Source organism: Streptomyces sp. NPDC058663, assembly GCF_042716745.1.
In the GTDB taxonomy this organism is placed as follows: Bacteria; Actinomycetota; Actinomycetes; order Streptomycetales; family Streptomycetaceae; genus Streptomyces.
Window position 1 is genome coordinate 168421 of record NZ_JBHXRV010000010.1, and the last position, 20383, is coordinate 188803.

General features: G+C 71.8%; 14 protein-coding genes, 1 pseudogene and 1 riboswitch. Of the genes and pseudogenes, 11 read left to right on the forward strand and 4 right to left on the reverse strand.

The annotated features are described in order from the left end of the window. Positions 1 to 52 precede the first annotated feature (52 nt). Positions 53 to 943 carry an AraC family transcriptional regulator gene (locus ACFWVV_RS10215; RefSeq protein WP_384348310.1) on the forward strand — a complete coding sequence of 297 codons (891 nt, stop codon included), beginning with the start codon at positions 53 to 55 and terminating at the stop codon, positions 941 to 943. Here the strand turns inward: ACFWVV_RS10215 and metE are convergent. From metE to ACFWVV_RS10230, 3 genes are all read right to left on the reverse strand, one after another. Further along, the gene (metE, locus tag ACFWVV_RS10220) at positions 930 to 3305 is read right to left on the reverse strand and encodes a 5-methyltetrahydropteroyltriglutamate--homocysteine S-methyltransferase (protein WP_384348019.1); all 2376 of its coding nucleotides are present in this window, start codon (positions 3303 to 3305) and stop codon (positions 930 to 932) included. The genes ACFWVV_RS10215 and metE overlap by 14 nt on opposite strands. Before the next feature lie 165 nt (positions 3306 to 3470). Further along, positions 3471 to 3696: riboswitch (cobalamin riboswitch) on the reverse strand. 84 nt (positions 3697 to 3780) lie between these two features. Continuing rightward, positions 3781 to 4779 carry a type I glyceraldehyde-3-phosphate dehydrogenase gene (gene gap / locus ACFWVV_RS10225; protein WP_384348016.1) on the reverse strand — a complete coding sequence of 333 codons (999 nt, stop codon included), beginning with the start codon at positions 4777 to 4779 and terminating at the stop codon, positions 3781 to 3783. A 152-nt stretch (positions 4780 to 4931) separates the two neighbouring features. Beyond that, positions 4932 to 5888 carry a GlxA family transcriptional regulator gene (locus ACFWVV_RS10230; RefSeq protein WP_384348013.1) on the reverse strand — a complete coding sequence of 319 codons (957 nt, stop codon included), beginning with the start codon at positions 5886 to 5888 and terminating at the stop codon, positions 4932 to 4934. A 167-nt stretch (positions 5889 to 6055) separates the two neighbouring features. Here ACFWVV_RS10230 and ACFWVV_RS10235 point away from each other — a divergent pair, with 167 nt between their 5' ends. Then, entirely contained in the window at positions 6056 to 6985 is a 930-nt protein-coding gene (locus ACFWVV_RS10235; RefSeq protein ID WP_384348010.1) for a hypothetical protein, read from the forward strand. Positions 6986 to 7063: 78 nt separating this feature from the next. On the opposite strand, the gene ACFWVV_RS10240 is transcribed toward ACFWVV_RS10235, so the two are convergent. Continuing rightward, entirely contained in the window at positions 7064 to 7882 is an 819-nt protein-coding gene (locus tag ACFWVV_RS10240) for an NAD-dependent epimerase/dehydratase family protein (RefSeq protein ID WP_384348008.1), read from the reverse strand. Positions 7883 to 8087: 205 nt separating this feature from the next. On the opposite strand from ACFWVV_RS10240, the gene ACFWVV_RS10245 reads away from it, so the two are divergent. From ACFWVV_RS10245 to ACFWVV_RS10285, 9 genes and pseudogenes are all read left to right on the forward strand, one after another. Further along, a complete protein-coding gene (locus ACFWVV_RS10245) occupies positions 8088 to 9248 on the forward strand; it encodes a hypothetical protein (protein WP_384348005.1) in 1161 nt (386 codons plus the stop codon). Between the two features lie 192 nt (positions 9249 to 9440). Continuing rightward, positions 9441 to 10067, forward strand: a pseudogene (locus tag ACFWVV_RS10250) (GntR family transcriptional regulator); the annotation flags it as partial. A gap of 152 nt (positions 10068 to 10219) precedes the next feature. Continuing rightward, positions 10220 to 11137 carry a dihydrodipicolinate synthase family protein gene (locus ACFWVV_RS10255; protein ID WP_384348002.1) on the forward strand — a complete coding sequence of 306 codons (918 nt, stop codon included), beginning with the start codon at positions 10220 to 10222 and terminating at the stop codon, positions 11135 to 11137. Continuing rightward, a complete protein-coding gene (gene araD / locus ACFWVV_RS10260; protein ID WP_384347999.1) occupies positions 11134 to 12948 on the forward strand; it encodes an L-arabinonate dehydratase in 1815 nt (604 codons plus the stop codon). The genes ACFWVV_RS10255 and araD overlap by 4 nt, the downstream gene beginning before the upstream one ends. A 147-nt stretch (positions 12949 to 13095) precedes the next feature. Beyond that, positions 13096 to 14049 (forward strand): carbohydrate ABC transporter permease, encoded by a 954-nt coding sequence (locus ACFWVV_RS10265; protein WP_384347996.1) that lies wholly within the window; start codon positions 13096 to 13098, stop codon positions 14047 to 14049. Beyond that, positions 14046 to 14951 carry a carbohydrate ABC transporter permease gene (locus ACFWVV_RS10270; protein WP_384347993.1) on the forward strand — a complete coding sequence of 302 codons (906 nt, stop codon included), beginning with the start codon at positions 14046 to 14048 and terminating at the stop codon, positions 14949 to 14951. The genes ACFWVV_RS10265 and ACFWVV_RS10270 overlap by 4 nt, the downstream gene beginning before the upstream one ends. Before the next feature lie 163 nt (positions 14952 to 15114). Next, the gene (locus ACFWVV_RS10275) at positions 15115 to 16758 is read left to right on the forward strand and encodes a family 43 glycosylhydrolase (RefSeq protein ID WP_384347990.1); all 1644 of its coding nucleotides are present in this window, start codon (positions 15115 to 15117) and stop codon (positions 16756 to 16758) included. A gap of 38 nt (positions 16759 to 16796) precedes the next feature. After that, positions 16797 to 18821, forward strand: coding sequence for a pectinesterase family protein (locus ACFWVV_RS10280; RefSeq protein ID WP_384347987.1), 2025 nt, complete (start codon positions 16797 to 16799; stop codon positions 18819 to 18821). Positions 18822 to 18874: 53 nt separating this feature from the next. Continuing rightward, complete coding sequence (locus ACFWVV_RS10285) at positions 18875 to 20221, forward strand: ABC transporter substrate-binding protein (protein ID WP_384347984.1); 1347 nt, start codon at positions 18875 to 18877, stop codon at positions 20219 to 20221. The last annotated feature ends 162 nt before the right edge of the window (positions 20222 to 20383 follow it).

The window sequence follows — 20383 nt, forward strand, 5'->3', positions numbered from 1 at the left end:
CCACCTGCCGGCCGCCCCTGTCGCGCCGCTGCCGACCGCCCCCGTCGCGCAGATGCCCGCACCTCCCGTAGCGCACCTGCCGGACGCCCCCACTCACACCCGGCCGCTCGCCTCCGGTGAGCGGATCGATCCGCACCGGCACGACGACCACCAGATCATCTACGCGGGCTCCGGATTCCTCGCCGTCACCACCGACGCAGGCACCTGGTTCGCCCCCGGAACCCGCGCCCTGTGGGTGCCCGCCGGTACGGTCCACTCCCACCGCGCCCACGGCAACCTCGACATGCACAGTCTCGGGCTGCCCGTCGAGGAGAACCCCCTCGGTCTGAGCGCCCCCACCGTCCTGTCCGTCAGCCCGCTCCTGCGCGAGCTGATCCTCGCGTACACCGCCGCCGTCCGGTACGAGAACGGCACCTCGCGCCCCGCCCGCGCCCCCGGCACACCGGACCCCGCCGCCCCCGAGCGCCTGCGGCTGCGCGCCGTACTCCTCGACCAGCTCAGGGCCTCGCCCCAGCAGCCGGTGCACCTGCCCGCGCCCGCCGATCCGCGGCTGGCCGCCGTCTGCGACCTGCTGCACGCCGACCCCGCCGACCCCGCCACCCTCGCCGAACTCGGGGTGCGCACCCACACCGGCGAACGCACCCTGAGCCGCCTCTTCCGCAGCGAACTGGGCATGACCTTCCCCCAGTGGCGCACCCAGCTCAGGCTCTTCCACGCCCTGCGCATGCTCGCCGAGGGAGCCCCCGTCACGTCCGTCGCGCACCGCTGCGGCTGGGCGTCCGCGAGCGCGTTCATCGACGTCTTCCGGCGCGCGTACGGGCACACGCCGGGTGCCCACCACCGGGAGGGCCGGGAAGGCCGGGAAGGCCGGGAAGGCCGGGAGGGAGTGCGGTCCGCCCGCTCCCTCCCGGCCCGTGTTCCTCCTCGCGTCAGGACCCGTTGAGTTCCGCCCGTACGGTACGGGCCGCCGCGACCAGGTTCTCCAGGGAGGCACGGGTCTCGGGCCAGCCGCGGGTCTTCAGTCCGCAGTCGGGGTTCACCCACAGGCGGTCGGCCGGGATGGCCTCAAGTCCCTTGCGCAGCAGGTCCGCCGCCTCCTCGGCGGACGGGACGCGCGGGGAGTGGATGTCGTAGACGCCCGGTCCGGCCTCCCGCGGGTAGCCGTGCGCGGCCAGTTCGCGGGCCACCTGCATGTGCGAGCGGGCCGCCTCCAGGCTGATCACGTCCGCGTCGAGGTCGTCGATGGCCTGCACGATGTCGCCGAACTCGGCGTAGCACATGTGGGTGTGGATCTGCGTCTCCGGGCGGACCCCGCCGGTGCTCAGCCGGAAGGACTCCGTGGCCCAGCGGAGATAGGCCGCGTGGTCGGCGGTGCGCAGCGGGAGCGTTTCGCGCAGGGCAGGCTCGTCGACCTGGATGACGCGGGTCCCGGCCGCCTCCAGGTCGTTCACCTCGTCGCGCAGGGCGAGGGCGACCTGCCGGGCGGTGTCGCCGAGCGGCTGGTCGTCCCGTACGAACGACCAGGCGAGCATCGTCACGGGACCGGTCAGCATGCCCTTGACCGGGCGGTCGGTGAGGAAGTTGGCGTAAGTGGTCCAGCGCACCGTCATCGGCTGGGGGCGCGAGATGTCGCCTGCGAGGACCGGCGGCCTGACGTAGCGGGTGCCGTACGACTGGACCCAGCCGTGCTGGGTGGCGAGGTACCCCGTCAGCTGCTCGGCGAAGTACTGGACCATGTCGTTGCGTTCGGGCTCGCCGTGCACGAGGACGTCGATGCCCGCCTTCTCCTGGAAGGCCAGCACCTCGCGGATCTCCGTGCGGATGCGGTCCTCGTAGCCGGCGGTGTCGATGCGTCCGGCGCGCAGGTCGGCGCGGGCTGTCCGCAGTTCCGGTGTCTGCGGGAACGAACCGATCGTGGTCGTCGGCAGCAGCGGCAGGCCGAGCGAGGTGCGCTGGGCGGCGGCCCGCTCCTCGTACGGCGCCGAGCGGCGGGCGTCGGCGTCGGTGACGGCGGCTACGCGGTGGCGCACTGCCGGATCGTGGGTCAGGGGGGAGCGGGCGCGGGAAGCCAGGTCGGCCCGGTTGGCGGCGAGTTCGCCGCTGATCGCCGCGGTGCCTCGGCGCAGGCCCTTGGCCAGGGTGACGATCTCGGTGCTCTTCTGGCGGGCGAAGGCCAGCCAGCGCAGGATCTGCGGGTCCACGTCGCGCTCGGCGGCGGCGTCCAGCGGTACGTGCAGGAGCGAGCAGGAGGCGGCCACGTCGACCCGCCCGGCGAGGCCGAGCAGGGTGCCGAGGGTGGCCAGGGACTTCTCCAGGTCGTTGATCCAGACGTTGCGGCCGTTGACGACGCCCGCGACCAGCCGCTTGCCGGGCAGCCCGCCGACGGCGGCCAGCGCGTCGAGCTGGGTGGCGGCGGCGCCGGTGAAGTCCAGTGCCAGACCCTCCACCGGGGCCTTGGCCAGGACCGGGAGTGCGTCGCCGAGGCGGCCGAAGTAGGAGGCGACGAGGAGTTGCGGCCGGTCGGTGAGGGCGCCCAGGTCCCGGTAGGCGCGGGCGGTGGCGTTCAGCTCGGCCGGGGTGCGGTCCTGGACCAGGGCGGGCTCGTCCAGCTGCACCCACTCGGCGCCGGCCGCCCGCAGGTCGGCCAGGACCTCCGCGTACACGGGCAGCAGCCGGTCCAGGAGCGTCAACGGCTCGAAGCCGGCGGCGACACCGGGGGCGGGCTTCGCGAGGAGCAGGTAGGTGACCGGGCCGACCAGCACCGGACGGGCGGTGTGCCCGAGCGCCAGCGCCTCCTTCAGCTCGGCGACCTGCTTGGCCGAGTTCGCCGTGAAGACGGTGCCGGGGCCCAGCTCCGGCACGAGATAGTGGTAGTTGGTGTCGAACCACTTGGTCATCTCCAGCGGCGCCACGTCCTGGTTGCCGCGTGCCATGGCGAAGTAGCCGTCCAGGTGGCCCGCACTGTCCGGATGGCCCGCACTGTCCGGACCGGACGGTGCGCCCGGGAGGGTCCCGTCAGCGAAGGCCTCGCGGTGGCGGTCGGGGACAGCGCCGACCATGACACTGGTGTCCAGGACATGGTCGTAGTACGAGAAGTCACCGGTGGGCACCTCGTCGATGCCCGCGTCGGCCAACTGCTGCCAGTTCGCCCGGCGCAGGCCCCTGGCGGTCTCCTCCAGGGCCTCGGCGGCGACCGCGCCCTTCCAGTAGCCCTCGACCGCCTTCTTCAGCTCGCGGTTCGGGCCCTGCCGGGGGTAGCCGTACGCGGTGGAACGTACCGCCGCGGCTGCGGACTTCGCTGTCACGGAAATCTCCTTCGCGAGATGACTCCTGAGATCCCGGAGACGGATCACGGACGCGAAGGGATGACGGAACCGGGCGGACCGGACCCGCGCGCGACAACGCGCGGTCCTCCACCTGATGCGTACGCCGACCCGCCCACGAGGTCACCGGGACATCCGTACACGAACGGTCGCGTACGGGCAGCGGGCAGGTCTTCGGACTCGTGGGCCCACCCACCGGACGTCGTCCGGCGGACACCTACTGGCCGTCGCTTCCCAGATCCGTCCGGATCCAGTGCGTATGACGGCGGTCGTTCCCACTCACCGCTGCGGGGCAGTCCCGGATTCCCACCGGGTTCCCTCTTGCGACGCGTCTGCCTGGCGGGCAGGGCGAACCAGCTGCACCCACCACCCTAGGCGCAATGACCTCCACCGTCACGGGAGTTCGCTCTCCGGGTGCGGAAATGAGCCACGCCGCGTGGGCCACCCGGGTGCCGGGTCAGCCGGCGGCGAGGAGTTCGAGGGTGTCGATCACCCGGTTCGAGAAGCCCCACTCGTTGTCGTACCAGGCGACCACCTTGATGTGTCGGCCCTCGACGCGGGTGAGGGCCGAGTCGAAGATCGACGAGGCGGGGTTGCCGGTGATGTCGGACGACACGAGCGGGTCCTCCGAGTACTCCAGTACGCCGGCCAGCGGCCCCTGCGCGGCGGCGCGGTACGCCGCCAGCACGTCCTCGCGCGTCACGTCACGGGCGACCGTCGTATTGAGCTCGACGATCGATCCCACCGGCACGGGTACGCGGATCGAGTCGCCCGACAGCTTGCCGTCCAGATTCGGCAGCACGAGACCGATCGCCTTGGCGGCACCCGTCGTCGTCGGCACGATGTTCACGCCGGCCGCGCGGGCCCTGCGGGGGTCGCGGTGCGGGCCGTCCTGCAGGTTCTGCTCCTGCGTGTAGGCGTGCACCGTCGTCATGAAGCCGTGCTCGATGCCGGCGAGGTCGTCGAGCACCTTGGCCAGCGGGGCGAGCGCGTTGGTCGTGCACGAGGCGTTGGAGACGATGGTGTGCGCGTTCGGGTCGTACGCGTCGGTGTTGACGCCGTACGCGAGCGTGACATCGGCGTCCGTCGCCGGCGCGCTGACCAGCACCTTCTTCGCACCCGCGTCGAGGTGGGCGCGGGCGGCCGCGGCCGAGGTGAAACGGCCGGTCGCCTCCAGCACGATGTCGACACCGAGCTCGGCCCACGGCAGCTGCTTCGGCTCGCGCTCGGCGAGGACGGTGAGGCGACGGCCGTCGACGACGAGGGTGTTCCCTTCGACGCTCACCGGACGGCCGAGCCGGCCCGACGTCGAGTCGAAGGCGAGCAGCCGCGCGAGGGCGGCGGGCTCGGTGAGGTCGTTGACGGCGACGACCTCCAGAGCGCTGTCGCGTTCGAGCAGGGCGCGCAGCACATTGCGTCCGATGCGGCCGAATCCGTTGATGGCGATGCGGGTCATGAGGGGTGTCCCTTCCTCGGGTTCGTCCTGAGCCTGGCCACCCAGGTTCTCGCGCGGAACCGGCCGGTGACAGCGACGTGATCGCCATGGTCCGCAAGGATCACGCCACATGGCGGCGTGGCATGCCGACGCGGTCGCGGGGCGGCGGGCGGCTATCGCTCCTGGGCGAAGGTGCGCCGGTACTCGCTCGGCGTGGTGTCGAGGATGCGCTGGAAGTGCAGCCGCAGATTGGCACCGGTGCCGAGGCCGACGTCGGCGGCGATCTGCTCGATGCCCCGCTGCGAACGCTCCAGCAGCTCCCGGGCCACGTCGATGCGCGCCCGCATGACCCACTGCATCGGCGTGTACCCGGTGTCCTCGGCGAAGCGCCGCGAGAACGTGCGCGGCGACACCGCCGCGTGCCGGGCGAGTACCTCGAGGGTCAGGGGCTCGCCCAGCCGGTGCAGCGCCCACTCCCGGGTCGCGGCGAACCGCTCGCCGAGCGGCTCGGGCACACTGCGCGGCACGTACTGGGCCTGGCCGCCGCTGCGGTACGGGGCCGCCACCAGGCGCCGCGCCGCGTGGTTCGACGCGGCCACCCCCAGGTCGCCGCGCAGGATGTGCAGGCACAGGTCGATGCCGGAGGCGGCGCCCGCCGACGTCAGCACACTGCCCTCGTCGACGAACAGCACGTTCTCGTCGACCCGGACGAGGGGGCGCTTCTCGGCGAGCGCCCGGGTGTAGTGCCAGTGCGTCGTAGCGCGTTTGCCGTCGAGCAGGCCGGTGGCGGCGAGCGCGAAGGCGCCCGTTGAGATGGCGGCGAGCCGGGCGCCCCGCCGGTGCGCGGCGATCAGCGCGTCGACGACGGCCTGCGGCGGGTCGTCGCGGTCGGGGTTGCGGTAGCCGGGAACGAAGACGAGGTCGGCCCACGCGAGCGCGTCGAGGCCGTGGGCGACGTAGTACGAAAGCCCGTCGCCACCGGTCACGGGACCCGGCGCGGCCCCGCACACCCGCACCTCGTACGGCATGCTCGCGCGCGTCGTGAACACCTGCGCGGGGATGCCGACGTCGAGCGGTTTCGCCCCGTCGAGCACGAGGACGGCGACGCGGTACAGGGGTGAGGCGGACACGAGGAAGAGGGTACGGGGGGCGCGGGGTCCGCCGTCCGCCGCCCGTCCCGTGGGCGGTCGGCGGGCCCGTCGGCCGCCCCGGGCTTGACCATCACACCGTGTCAGGGCCTGCACTGGGTGGCGAGACCTGTCCGTGCAGGACCCGCCCGAAGAGGAACAGGACGACAGTGACGCACTACACCGGATCCGGCCCCTACTGCTACGCCAACTCGCTGTCCATGGTGCTCGGCGATCAGGCCCCGCCGCCCGCCGTCGTCGAGGTGCTGACCGGCTCCCCGTTCGGCTTCGAGCTGATCGGCGGCACCCTGCCGCTGTTCGACCCGTACGGCTGGGACCCGGACCTCGGGCTGAGCGCGGCCACCGGCCTCCTCGGTGTCCGCTGCACGCGTACGGCCGGCGGGACCGCCGAGGAGGCGGTGGACCGCCTGCGCGAGGCCTGCGCCCGAGGGCCCGTACTGGCCGGGCCCGTCGACATGGGGCTGCTGCTCCACCAGCCGGGCACCCCCACCGCCGACGGCGGCGACCACTTCGTGGTGGTGCTGGAGGTGAGCGGCGACACGATGGTCTTCCACGACCCGCACGGCCACCCCTTCGCGACCCTGCCGGTCCGGGACTTCGCCGCAGCCTGGGAGGCGAAAGCGGTGGGCTACGCCGACGACCCCTTTGTGATGCGCGCCGGCTTCGCCGCGGAACGCCCGGTCACCGTGCCGGAGGCACTGCGGGCGTCGCTGCCCACCGCGGGACGCTGGCTGGCGGGCGACAGTGCGCGGCCCGTGCCGCCGGGAACACTCGGCGGTGCCGCCGGAGTGGAGGCCCTGGCCGCCCAGGTGGACGCGGGTCTCGACGACGGCGTACGCGGATTCCTGGCGCACTTCTCGGTAAGGGTCGGCACCCGCCGTCTCGCCGACGCCGCCCACTGTCTCGGCAAGCTGGGCCACCACGACGCTGCGGCGCTCGCGGCCGGACAGGCGCGGCTGGTCGGCGGCCTCCAGCACCCCCTGGTCACGGGCGACGACCGGACACTGGCGGACGGCCTGCGCCGACTGGCCCCGACGTACGAACAGCTGCGCACCGCGCTCGCGTCCTGCGCGGCTTGAGGAGATCTGCGGGCCCCGCCCTGACTGACGATCCGTCAGAAACCTAATCCAGTGCGCGAGTTACCGTTAGTTCGCACCTCAGTGCGGCCAGAGCGTCGGCTCGGTGCAGAAGTGTCCGCCGATGCGGGTGTGCGCCGGGTTGTCGTCGGACAGCTCGCCGTGCTCGGCGAGGAGTGCGGCGGCGTACGGTTCGGAGTCGTCCTCGGGTACGTAACCCAGGGCGCGGGCGGCCGAAAGGTCGAACCACGGGCGGGAGTTGGCGGACGCGCCGTACACCACGGTGTGTCCCACGCCTTCGGCGGTGAGCGCGGCGTGCAGCAGCCGGGCGCAGTCGGCGGGGCTCAGCCAGAGCGAGAGCATCCGGACCGTGGTCGGCTCGGGGTAGCACGAGCCGATGCGCACGGAGACGGTCTCCATGCCGTGCAGGTCCCAGTACAGCTGGGCCAGGTCCTCGCCGAAGCACTTGGACAGGCCGTAGAAGGTGTCGGGGCGGTGCGGGGCGGATGCGGGGAGCAGTTCGCCGTCCGTTCCGGGGCGCGGGGTGAAGCCGACGGCGTGGTTGCTGGAGGCGAAGATAATCCGCCGGACACCGGCTTCCCTGGCTGCCTCGTACAGGTGGTACGTGCCCTCGATGTTGGCCCGCAGGACCCTCTCGAAAGGGGCCTCCATCGAGATGCCCGCCAGGTGGACGATCGCGTCCACGCCCCGGACCGCCTCGTGCAGTCTTTCCCGGTCGCCGGGGTCGGAGAGGTCCGCGACGACCGAGTCCGGCTCGCCTTCCACGGGGTGCATGTCCAGCAGTCGCAGCCGGTATCCGTACGCGGGCAGCAGCCCGCGCATCAGTGTGCCGAGGCCGCCGGCGGCGCCGGTGAGCAGGACGGTGCGAGGGGCCGGCATGGGAGGTGACTCCTTGGGAGGGGAGAGGCGGGAGGGGGAGAGGCTGGGGGGAGGAGAGGCGGAGGCGGGTTGCGGGCAGGCGGGGTGGCGCCCGGGGATGGTCATGCCAGAGAGCGCTTTCTATGCTCCTTCGCAAGAGTGTGTCAACCCCCCGAACCCCCTCGCCCGTGGGCGGGTTCAGCCGCAGAAGGGCCCGCAGTCACTCATGAGAACCTCCGTCTTCCTCTACCCCTGGGACGTGGTCGGCGACCCCGCCGCGCCCGCCCGCATCGCGGACCTCGGTGTCCAGCAGGTCACCCTCGCCTCCGCCTACCACTCCACCCGGGCGCTCACCCCGCGCCATCCGCGCCACCGCGTCGTCACCGCCGACCACTCCGCCGTGCTGTACGCCCCGGACCCCGCGCGCTGGGCGGGGCGTGCGCTGCGCCCGTACCCGGCGGGGGAGTGGGCGCCCGGCGAGGCCTTCGCCGAAGCGGCCGACGCGCTGCGCGGCGCCGGGCTCGACGTGCACAGCTGGGCCGTCCTCGCCCACAACTCCCGCCTGGGCACCGAGCACCCCGGCACCTCGGTGCGCAACGCCTACGGGGACCGCTACCCCTGGGCGCCGTGCATCGCCCGCCCCGAAGTGCGCGCATACCTGACCGCGCTGGCGGCCGAGGCGGCGGTCAGGCCGGGTGCGTCCGGCACCGAGCTGGAGTCCTGCGGCTGGTACGGCGCCGCCCATCTGCACGCCCACGACAAGACCGGCGGCGTACCGCTGGACGACGCCGCGCAGTACCTCATGTCGCTCTGCTTCTGCGACCCCTGTGCCGACGGGTACGGCCAACACGGCCTGGAAGCCGCTGAATTGGCTGCAGGAGTGCGTCACGCCCTCGAACCCCTCTGGGCCGGGCACCCCACCCGCTCCCTGGCCGAACCCCTCGCCGCCGCCGCCCTCGCCTGGCGCACCGGGACGGCCCGCACCCTCCAGGAAGCGGTGGTGCGCGCCGTCCGGTCGGCCGCCCCCGACGCCTTCCGGGTCCTCCTGCACGCCGACCCGGCCCCGCACCGCAGCGGCGCCAACCCGGGAGTGGACCCCGCGCACCTGATGTCCGTGGCAGACGGAGCGGTGGTGCCCTGCACCGGCGGGCTCGCGGACACCGTCCTGCCGCCGTTCGCCCCGCACCGCAGACCGCACTCCGCCCTCGCCGCCAACTTCACCGTCGTCTCGGGCATGGGCGGCAACCCGGCCACCCTGGCCGCGGACGCCCGGCACGCCACCGGTCTCGGCGCCACCGAACTGCGGCTCTACCACGCCGGGTTGGCCTCCGGACCGGACCTGGCGGCGGTGCGCGACGCCCTGCACGCGCTCGACCGGGGCCTGTGAGGGCAAGCCGGGGCCTGTGAGGGCAAGCCGCCCCCTGTGAGGGCGGGCCGCCCCCGCCCCCGCCCCCGGCAGCGAGCAAGTCCGAGTTTTGTCAGACCCGTTGACGAATCCCACGGGCCGCCCTAACTTCACAGCGTCGTCCTTCGTACGTCATATATGAGACGCGATACGCGAGATATGAGAGCAGCGCGCATGGCCTTCGCCCCCGCCCCGATCCCCTCCCGCACCCAGTACGTCCAGGACGCCATCAAGCACGCCATCCTCACCGGGCAGTTCCCCCCGGGCAGCGCCCTGGTCGAGACCGAACTCGCCGCCCGGTACGGGGTGTCCAAGACACCCGTCAGGGAGGCGTTGAAGACCCTGGCCGGGACCGGTCTTGTCGTGATGAGCCAGTACAAGGGCGTCACCGTCCGCACCGTCGACGCCGCCATGGCGCACGAGGTGTACGACGTGCGGCTGCTGCTCGAACCGGAGGCGCTGCGCCGCACGGTCGCCCGCCGGGTCTCCCTGGACCCGGCCGCCGAAGCGCTGGTGCGTGCCGACGACGCGGCCGACGAGGCCGAACGGTCCCTCGCCAACCGGGACTTCCACCGCACCCTGTACGCGTACTGCGGCAACCCGCTGCTCGCCAGGATGCTCGACGAGGTGCGTGACCAGGCGGCCCTGGTGTCGACGGTGGCCTGGCACGCCGTCCCTTCCTGGCAGCGCGAGGCCGACGAGCACAAGGAGATACTCCGGCTCGCGCACGCGGGGGACGCGGAGGGCGCGGCCCGCGCACTGCACGAGCACATCGCGTCGTTCGTCCACCGGGCATTCCCTGCGGCGGCCCCGGACGCGCCCGCGCACCCGGACGTACGGGCGGCCACGGACGCACCCCGGCCCCGCGTCCCGGACACACCCGCGCACCCGGCCCCCACGGGCTCCCCAGGATCCCCGGCCTCCCCGGCCTTCCCCGAGAAGGGCACACCCGCATGACCCACCCCTCCCTCGACCACTCCGCCCAGCGCGCCGCCCTCGCCGACGTCGTCGCGATCACCGTCACCCCCTTCGCCGCCGACGGGTCGGTGGACACCGCCGCGTACCGCACCCTGCTGCGCAGACTGCTCGACGCGGGCGTGCGGACCGTCACCCCGGGCGGCAACACCGGCGAGTACTACACGCTCACCCCGCACGAGCGCCGCCTGGTCACCGAACTGACCCTGGCGGAGACCGGCACCGGGGCTGCTGTCCTGGCCGGGGTCGGGCACGACCTGACGACGGCCGTCGCGGCGGCCCGGCACGCCCGCGAGGCCGGTGCGGGCATGATCATGGTGCACCAGCCCGTCCACCCGTACGTGTCCCAGGCGGGATGGGTCGACTACCACCGCGAAATCGCCGACGCCGTGCCCGAGTTGGGCGTCGTGCCCTACCTCCGCAATCCGCTCCTCGAAGGGCGGACCATCGCCCGCCTCGGCGAGCTGTGCCCCAATGTGATCGGCGTGAAGTACGCGGTCCCGGACGCGGCCCGTTTCGCGGCGGTGGCCAGGGACGCGGGACTCGACCGCTTCGTGTGGGTGGCCGGTCTCGCCGAGCTGTACGCGGCCCCGTACTGGGCCCTGGGCGCCACCGGTTTCACCTCGGGCCTGGTCAACGTCGCCCCCGCAGTCTCGCTCGCCCTGCGCGACGCGCTACGGGCCGGCGACTACCAGTCCGCGCAGAAGATCTGGGAGCGCGTCCGCCCCTTCGAGGAGCTGCGCGCCGCCGACCAGTCCGCCAACAACGTCACCGTCGTCAAGGAAGCCCTCGCCGTCCTGGGCCTGTGCCGCAACGACGTCCGCCCCCCGAGCAAGGTGCTGCCCGACTCCCTGCGCGTCGAGGTCGCGGCCGCCATCGAGGGGTGGGACATATGAACCAGCCGCAGGGGCAGAGCGCTTCGGGCACGCCGGCCCGTAACCCGGAAACCCTCCGCAGCCACCAGCGGTACGGCACCGGAGAGCTTCCGGCCCGCGACCCCGAAACCCTCCGCAGCCACCGGTGGTACGGAGCCGAAGGACTGCGCTCGTTCAGCCACCGCGCCCGCACCCGCCAGCTCGGTTACCTCCCCGAGGAGCACCTCGGCAAGCCCGTCATCGCCGTCCTCAACACCTGGTCGGACATCAACCCCTGCCACGTCCACCTCCGCGACCGCGCCCAGGCGGTCAAGCGCGGAGTGTGGCAGGCGGGCGGCTTCCCCCTCGAATTCCCCGTCGCCACCCTCTCCGAGACCTTCCAGAAGCCGACCCCCATGCTCTACCGCAACCTCCTCGCCATGGAGACGGAGGAGCTGCTGCGCTCGTACCCCGTCGACGGTGCGGTCCTGCTCGGCGGCTGCGACAAGTCGACGCCCGCCCTGCTGATGGGGGCGGCCTCGGTCGACCTGCCGACCGTGTTCGTCCCGGCGGGCCCGATGCTTCCGGGGCACTGGCGGAACGAGGTGCTCGGCTCGGGCACCGACATGTGGAAGTACTGGGACGAGAAGCGCGCCGGGACCATCGGCGACTGCGAACTGGCCGAACTGGAAAGCGGGTTGGCGCGTTCCCCCGGCCACTGCATGACCATGGGCACGGCGTCCACGCTCACCGCCGCCGCCGAGACCCTGGGCGTCACTTTGCCCGGCGCCTCCTCGATCCCCGCCGTCGACTCCGGCCACGACCGGATGGCCGCTGCGTCGGGGCTGCGGATCGTCGACCTCGTCCACCGGGACCTGCGGCTCTCCTCCCTCCTGACGAGGGAGGCGTACGAGGACGCCGTCGCGGCCGTGCTCGCACTCGGCGGGTCCACCAACGCCGTCATCCACCTCATCGCGATGGCAGGACGCTCCCGGGTCGCCCTGACACTGGACGACTTCGACCGGATCGCCCGCACGGTCCCCGTCCTCGCGAACCTCCGCCCCGGCGGCCGGTACCTCATGGAGGACTTCCACTTCGCGGGCGGCCTCCCCGGTTTCCTGTCCCGGCTCACCGACGTGCTCCACCTCGACCGGCCGACCGTCGCCCACCCCACCCTGCGCGCCCAGCTCGACGGCGTACGCGTCCACAACGACGACGTGATCCGCCCGCGCACGAACCCCCTCGCCACCGAGGGCGGAGTGGCCGTCCTGCGCGGCAACCTCTGCCCCGACGGCGCGGTCATCAAGCACATCGCGGCCGAGCCCCGCCTGCTCAAGCACACAGGACCCGCCGTCGTCTTCGACGACTACCGCACCCTGCAACGCACGATCGACGACCCGGCCCTCGGTATCACCGCCGACCATGTCCTGGTGCTGCGCAACGCCGGACCCAAGGGCGGGCCCGGCATGCCGGAGTACGGGATGCTGCCGATCCCCGCGTACCTCCTGAAGGAGGGAGTGCGCGACATGGTACGGATCTCGGACGCCAGGATGAGCGGTACGAGCTACGGCGCGTGCGTGCTGCACATCGCCCCGGAGTCCTACGTCGGCGGGCCGCTCGCCCTGGTGCGCACCGGCGACCCGATCACCCTGGACGTCGAGGCACGCTCCCTTCAACTCGGCGTATCAGACGAGGAGTTGGCGAAACGTCGGGCCGAGTGGACCGCCCCGCCGCAGCGATACGGGCGTGGCTACGGCGCGCTGTACCAGGAACAGATCACCCAGGCCGACACCGGCTGCGACTTCGCCTTCCTGGCAGCCGAGGGCGACGTACCGGAGCCCTACGCGGGCTGAGACGGCCCTCCCGTCCCTTCCGCTCCTCCTCGCCGGACTTCACCGGACTCATGTGTCCGGCATTTCGAACAGCGTTCGTGATCTCTCCTGCCCGTACACCCGCACGCCCGCCCCGCCCCCCAGAACTTCCCCGATCGGAGACCCGTCATGGCCCAAGCCACCGCCGTGGCCAAGCCGCCGCCGGCCGCCCCGCCCCCCGGCCGCCGCCCGCCCCGCCGTACCGGCTCCACCCCGCGCCGACTGCCGTACCTGCTGATCGCGCCCGCCGGCCTGCTGATGCTGGGCTTCATCGCGTACCCGGTGCTGAGCGTCTTCTACTACAGCCTCCAGGACTACAACGTCACCAAACCCTGGAAGAACGGCTTCGCGGGCTTCGAGAACTTCACCCGCCTCTTCACCGAGGACCCCCTGTTCTGGTCCACCCTCGGCTTCAGCGCCAAATGGGTCATCGTACAGGTCAGCCTCCAGCTCGCCCTCGGCCTGGTCCTGGCGCTCCTGGTCAACCAGACCTTCGTCGGCCGCGCCGTCGCCCGCGCCCTGGTCTTCTCGCCGTGGGCCGTCTCCGGCGTCCTGACCACCACGATCTGGATGCTGCTCTACAACCCGTCCACCGGGATGAGCCGCTATCTCGCCGACCTCGGCATCGGCTCGTACGGCACCTCGGTCCTCTCCGACACCGGCACCGTCTTCTGGGCGGCCGTCCTCGCCGAACTCTGGCGCGGCGTCCCCTTCTTCGCGATCCTCATCCTCGCCGACCTCCAGTCCATCCCGAAGGACCTGTACGAGGCGGCCTCGGTCGACGGCGCCGGCCGGTTGCGCCAGTTCGTGCACATCACACTGCCGCACCTCAAGGACGCCATCATCCTGTCCACGCTGCTGCGCGCGGTCTGGGAGTTCAACAACGTCGATCTGCTGTACACGCTCACCGGCGGCGGCCCGGCCGGTACGACCACCACCCTTCCGCTGATGATCGCCAACACCGGCATCGAGGGCCACGACTTCGGCTACGCGTCCGCGCTGACCACCGTCGCGTTCGTGATCCTCCTCTTCTGCTCGATCGTCTATCTGCGCCTGAGCAAGTTCGGAGGCGACCGCACATGAGTGCCGCACTCACGGAAACCCGCACCCCGCCACGGACCACCGGCAGCCCCGTACCGCCCCGGGCGCCGCGCACCCCGAAGCGCGAGCGCGCCTTCGACGACGTGCCCCGCTGGCAGATCTACCTGCCGCTCGGGCTGTACCTCCTGTTCACCCTGGTCCCCTTCTACTGGATGCTGCTCTTCGCGGTCCGCCCGGCCGGCTCGACCTCGCTCGTGCCGTGGCCGGTCACCTTCGAGCACTTCGAGAAGGTGTGGACCGAGCGCAGCTTCGGGATGTTCTTCCAGAACAGCATGGTCGTCGGGCTGGCCACCCTGGTCACCACCACGCTCGTCGCCCTCGCCGGCGGTTACGCGCTGGCCCGGTTCAACTTCCGGATCAAGGGCGTCTTCATGCTGGCGCTGCTGTGCTCCCAGTTCATCCCCGGCGCCCTGATGCTCGTCCCGCTCTTCGAGATCTTCCGCAACCTCCAGATGATCAACTCGCTGGGCAGCGTGATCATCGCCGAGACCGTCTTCCAGCTCCCCCTCTCCATCATCCTGATCAGCGGCTTCATCAAGAACGTCCCGGTCAGCCTGGAGGAGGCCGCCTGGGTCGACGGCTGCTCGCGCTTCCGGGCGTTCTGCGCGGTGGTGCTGCCGCTGCTGCGGCCCGGCCTGATCGCGGTCGGTTCCTTCGCCTTCGTGCACAGCTGGAACCACTTCCTCTTCGCGCTGATGTTCCTCAGCGAACAGGACAAGCAGACGATCCCGGTCGGGCTCAACACCCTGATGGGCGCGGACAGCGTCGACCTGGGCGCGCTCGCGGCGGGCGGGGTGGTGGCCGCCGTCCCGGTGGTCATCGTCTTCGCGTTCATCCAGAAGTGGCTGATCACGGGCTTCAGCGCGGGCGCGGTCAAGGGTTGACGCCATGACCCGCCCACGCACCCGCCTTCGCCGCTCGCGTGCTCGCACGCGCCGTCCGCGAACCCGCACGCACCCGCACTCGCGGTCCGTGCACCCGCACGCGCCGCCCACGCACCCGCCGCCCAAGCACCCGTACGTACCCGAACCCCGAGGAGTACGACGCATGACCGCGACACCCCGCGTACGGTACGGAGACCTCGGCGACGGCACCTACCGCAACCCGGTGCTCCACGCCGACTACTCCGACCCCGACGTGATCGCCGTCGGTGACGACTTCTACCTCACCGCCTCCAGCTTCGGCCGAGCCCCGGGACTGCCCCTCCTGCACTCCCGCGACCTGGTCAACTGGACCCTGCTCGGACACGCCCTCGACCGACTCGAACCGGCCGGGGACTTCACCGCACCCCGCCACGACCGGGGCGTGTGGGCCCCCTCTCTGCGGTACGCGGGCGGCCGGTTCTGGATCTTCTGGGGCGACCCCGACCACGGCATCCAGCAGATCAACTCGCCCTCCATCAACGGCCCCTGGACGCCGCCGTACCTCCTCAAGGCGGGCAAGGGCCTGATCGACGCCTGCCCCCTCTGGGACGAGGAGACGGGGGAGGCGTACCTCGTGCACGCCTGGGCCAAATCCCGCTCCGGGGTGAAGAACCGGCTCACCGGCCACCGCATGAGCCCCGACGGCCGCACCCTGCTCGACGAGGGCACGGTGATCGTGGACGGGGACCGGATACCCGGCTGGTTCACCCTGGAAGGGCCGAAGCTGTACCGCCGCGACGGCTGGTACTGGATCCTCGCCCCGGCCGGGGGAGTGGATACCGGCTGGCAGGGCGCTTTCCGCTCCAGCGACTTCTTCGGCCCGTACGAGGAACGGATCGTCCTCGCGCAAGGCACCACCGACATCAACGGCCCCCACCAGGGCGGCTGGGTCCGCACCCCGGCGGGTGAGGACTGGTTCCTGCACTTCCAGTCGCGGGGCGCCTACGGGCGGGTCGTCCACCTCCAGCCGGTGCGGTGGGGGACGGGGGAGGTGGCACCGGCGGGGGAGGTGACACCGGCGGGGGACGCGTCGGCTGGGCTGCCCGCGCCCGGTGCTCCGTGCGCGTCGGGTGCGGGCGACGACGGCTGGCCGGAGTTCGGTGCCGCAGGTGAGCCCGTACGCGTGCACCGCAAGCCGGCCCTCCCGCCGCAGCCCGCCACCTCGCCGGCCACCGGCGACACCTTCCCCGGCGGGCGGTACGGACCGCAGTGGTCCTGGACGGCGAACCCGGCGCCCGGGTGGACGCACCCCCACGGCGGCGACGGGCTGCTCCTGGCCTGCGTACCCACACCCGACGCCGGCGACCTGCGTCTCCTGCCGCACGTCCTCACCCAGCGGCTGCCGGACGAGACGTTCACGGCCGAGGTGACCCTCGCGCTGGAGGCCACCGAACCGGGCGCCCGGGCGGGGTTCGCGGTCCTCGGGGACGCGTTCTCCTGGATCGGCCTGGAGCGCGGGGAGGACGGCTCGGTCCGCCTCGTCCACCGCTTCGCGGAGAGCGTCGCGGAGTACGAGCGCGATGCCGCGCACCCGCGCCCCGCCCCCACCGGGCGGGTCCGGTTGCGCATCGACGTGGCGACGGGCGCGCGCTGCCGCTTCCACGCCGACACCGGGGCGGGGTGGCGGGCCTCGGGTCCGGTCTTCGCCGCCCAGCCGTGGCGGTGGGTCGGCGCACTGCTGGGACTGTTCGCGCTCGCACCGGCAGGGACGCCGGAGCGGGGCACGGCGACGTTCACGGACTTCCGCATCACCCCACGTACCGACTGAACCAACTCACCTGTCCGGTTGAAAAGTTGGGAGCCGCAATGTCATACCGTACGAGTAAGCGCTTGCTGCCGAGAGTGCTGGCCGCAGCGACCGCGTTCACGGCGGCCGTCACCCTTCTGGTCGGCGGGCCCGGCGCGGCGGAGGCCGAAGCGGCACCCGTGGCGACACCCGAGGCCGCAGGCACGGTCGCGGCCGCGAAAAACTCCGCCTGGTCCGACGCCGCCCACGGTTTCGCCTCCCTCGCGGGCGGCACCACCGGCGGGCAGGGCGGCAAGGTCGTCACCGTCCGCACCCGGGCCGAGCTGGCGAAGTACGCGGGCGCCGTCGAGCCGTACATCATCCGCATCGCCACCGCGATCCGCTCCGAGACCTTCGGCGCGGAGACCGTCGTGGCGTCGAACAAGACCCTCGTCGGAGTCGGTACGAGCGGCGAACTGGTCGAAGGCGGGCTTCAGTTGAAGCCCGGCACGCACAACGTCATCATCCGTAACCTGACCATCCGCGACGCTTACGTCGAGGGTGACTGGGACGGCAAGACGAACGACTTCGACGGCATCCAGCTGGACTCCGTCCACCACGTCTGGATCGACCACAACCGCTTCACGCACATGGGTGACGGCCTGGTCGACCTGCGCAAGGACAGCGACTACATCACCGTCTCGTACAACAGGTTCGACGACCACAACAAGGCGTTCGGCATCGGCTGGACCCCCAACGTCGTCACCAAGGTCACCATCGACCACAACTGGTTCAGCGGCACGAAGCAGCGCAACCCCTCCGCCGACAACTGCCAGTACGCGCACCTCTACAACAACTACCTCTCCGCCCAGGTGGCCGACGGCGACCCGGTCTGGAGCTACGGCAACTGGGCGCGCGGCAGGACCAGAATGGTCATCGAGAACAGCTACTACCGGGACGTCCAGCACCCCTACCAGGCGGATGCCACCGCCGAGCTGGTGCAGCGCGGCTCGATCCTGAAGAACACCACCGGGCGCCACGACGCCTGGGGCAGGGCTTTCGACCCGAGGTCCTTCTACCCCTACCGCCTCGACCCGGCCGCCGCCGTCCCCGCGCTGGTCACCCGCTTCTCGGGCCCGCAGCGCTCGATCGGCGCCGACACCGTGCTGCACGTCCCGGCCGCATACCCGACCGTGCAGGCCGCCGTGGACGCCGTCCCGGCCGGTAACGACGGGCGCGTCACCCTGCGGATCGCCCCGGGAACGTACCGCGAGAAGGTCCGCGTCCCGGCGGACAAGCCGCGCCTGTCCTTCCTCGGCACGGGCCGCGACCGCACGAAGACCGTGATCGTGCACAACACCCCGGCGGAGTACGGCGGTTCGAGCGGCAGCGCCACCGTCCTCATCGCCGCGTCCGACGTCACCGCCCGCAACCTCACCTTCGTCAACGACTTCGACGAGGCCGCGGTCGAGCTGAAGGGCGAGCAGGCCCTCGCCATGAAGACGACCGGCGACCGCATCACCCTCACGGACACCGCCTTCAAGGGCAACCAGGACACCCTGATGACCGACAGCCCCCAGCTGAACGTCATCAGCCGCGTCTACATCCGCGACTCGTACATCGAGGGCGACGTCGACTTCCTCTACGGCCGGGCCACCACCGTCGTCGACCGCTCGCTCATCAAGGCACTCAGCCGCGGATCCACCACCAACAACGGCTACATCACCGCCCCTTCGACCTGGTCGGGCAACCCGTACGGCTTCCTGATCCACCGCAGCCGCATCGTCAGCGACGCCCCGGCGCAGTCCTTCCACCTCGGCCGGCCCTGGCACCCGGGCGGCGAACCGCAGGCGGTCGGCCAGGTGCTGATCCGCGACACCGAACTCCCCGCTGCGATCAAGGCGGCCCCGTGGACGGACATGGGCGGCTTCTCCTGGAAGGACGCGCGCTTCGCCGAGTACCGGACGTACGGGCCCGGAGCCGCCGAGACCCCCGACCGCCCGCAGATGTCCGCGGCCGACGCCGCCCGCCACGAGGTCGGCGACTACCTCGCCGGTACGGACGGCTGGGCCCCGCACAGGACCTCCGCGGCGCGCCCGGCCTGAGGACACACCACCGACTCCACAGAGGAACCGACTCCACAGAGGAAGAGAACACCATGAGAAGCGCCAACACGCACAGAAACGCCGCTCGTTCGACCGCCGCCGTGTCCCTGGCCGTACTCCTCGCCCTGACCGCCACCGCCTGCGGCGACGGCGGTACCACCGGCAGCGGCGAAGAGGGCCCGGGCAAGGGCGAGATCACCTTCTGGGACAACAACGGCGGTGTCCGCACAGCCGTCTGGCAGGAGATCATCAAGGCGTTCGAGGCGAAGAACCCGGACATCAAGGTGAAGTACGTCCCGGTACCGAGCGAGGACGTCCAGTCGAAGTACGACACCGCCATCGCGGGCGGGGGCCTTCCCGACGTGGGGGGCGTGGGCGCCGCCTACCTCGCCAACATGGTTGCCCAGGAAGCACTGGACCCGGTCGGCGAGCGCATCAAGAACTCCCCCTCCCTCAACGGGAAACTCGTCCCCGTCATGGTCGACTCGGTCAAGACGGCGGGCGGCCGCGGCGACGAGATGTACTCCGTCCCGACCTCCGCGAGCAACGGCACCCTCTACTACCGCACCGACCTGTTCAAGGCGGCCGGTCTGGAGGCCCCGACCACATGGAAGGCCTTCTACACGGCCGCCGAGAAGCTGACCGACGTCAAGAACAACAAGTTCGGCTACACGATCCGGGGCGGCGCGGGCTCCATCGCGCAGGCACTGGACGCGGCGTACGGCCAGTCCGGCATCACCGACTTCTGGAACGGCGACAGGACCACGGTCAACGATCCGAAGAACGTCGCCGCCCTGGAGAAGTACGTCGGCCTCTACAAGCGGACGACCCCCGCGGCCGACGTCAACAACGACTTCAAGAAGATGGTCTCCCAGTGGGACACCGGCACCATAGGCATGCTGAGCCACAACCTCGGCTCCTACACCGACCACGTGAAGGCACTCGGCGAGGAGAAGTTCGCGGGCATCCCGGGGCCGATCGGTGACAACGGGGTCCGGGTCCAGGTCTCCAACCCGGTCGACGGCCTCGGCCTCTTCAAGGGCGGCAAGAACAAGGCGGCCGCCTGGAAGTTCATCGAGTTCGCCGCCTCCCACGAGTCCAACAGCATGTGGAACGAGTCGGCCGGCGCCATGCCCGCGAACACCGACGCCGCCAAGGACCCCTGGGTCAACGCCTCCGAACCGACCCGCCTCGGCGCCAAGACCCTCACCGACGGCTCCACCAAGCTGGTCCAGCTCCCGTACTACCTCCCCGACTGGAACAAGATCAGCAAAGCCGACAACGAACCCAACTTCCAAAAGGTCCTCCTGGGCTCGATGACCCCCAAATCCTTCCTCGACACCCTCGCCAAGCAACTGAACGAAGCCCAAGCGGAGTGGAAGGAAAGGTCAAAGAACTGACCCCTGCCGCCCCCAGCCCCCTACCCCCCAGCCCCCTACCCCCCAGCCCCCCTCCCCCCAGCCCCCCAGCCCCCTTGGGCAGCGGGGCCGCCCCCCGGGGGCGGAACGGGTGGGCAAGGGGGCGGCCCCCGGCGGAGCCGCCCCCTTGGGCCCCGCCCGCCC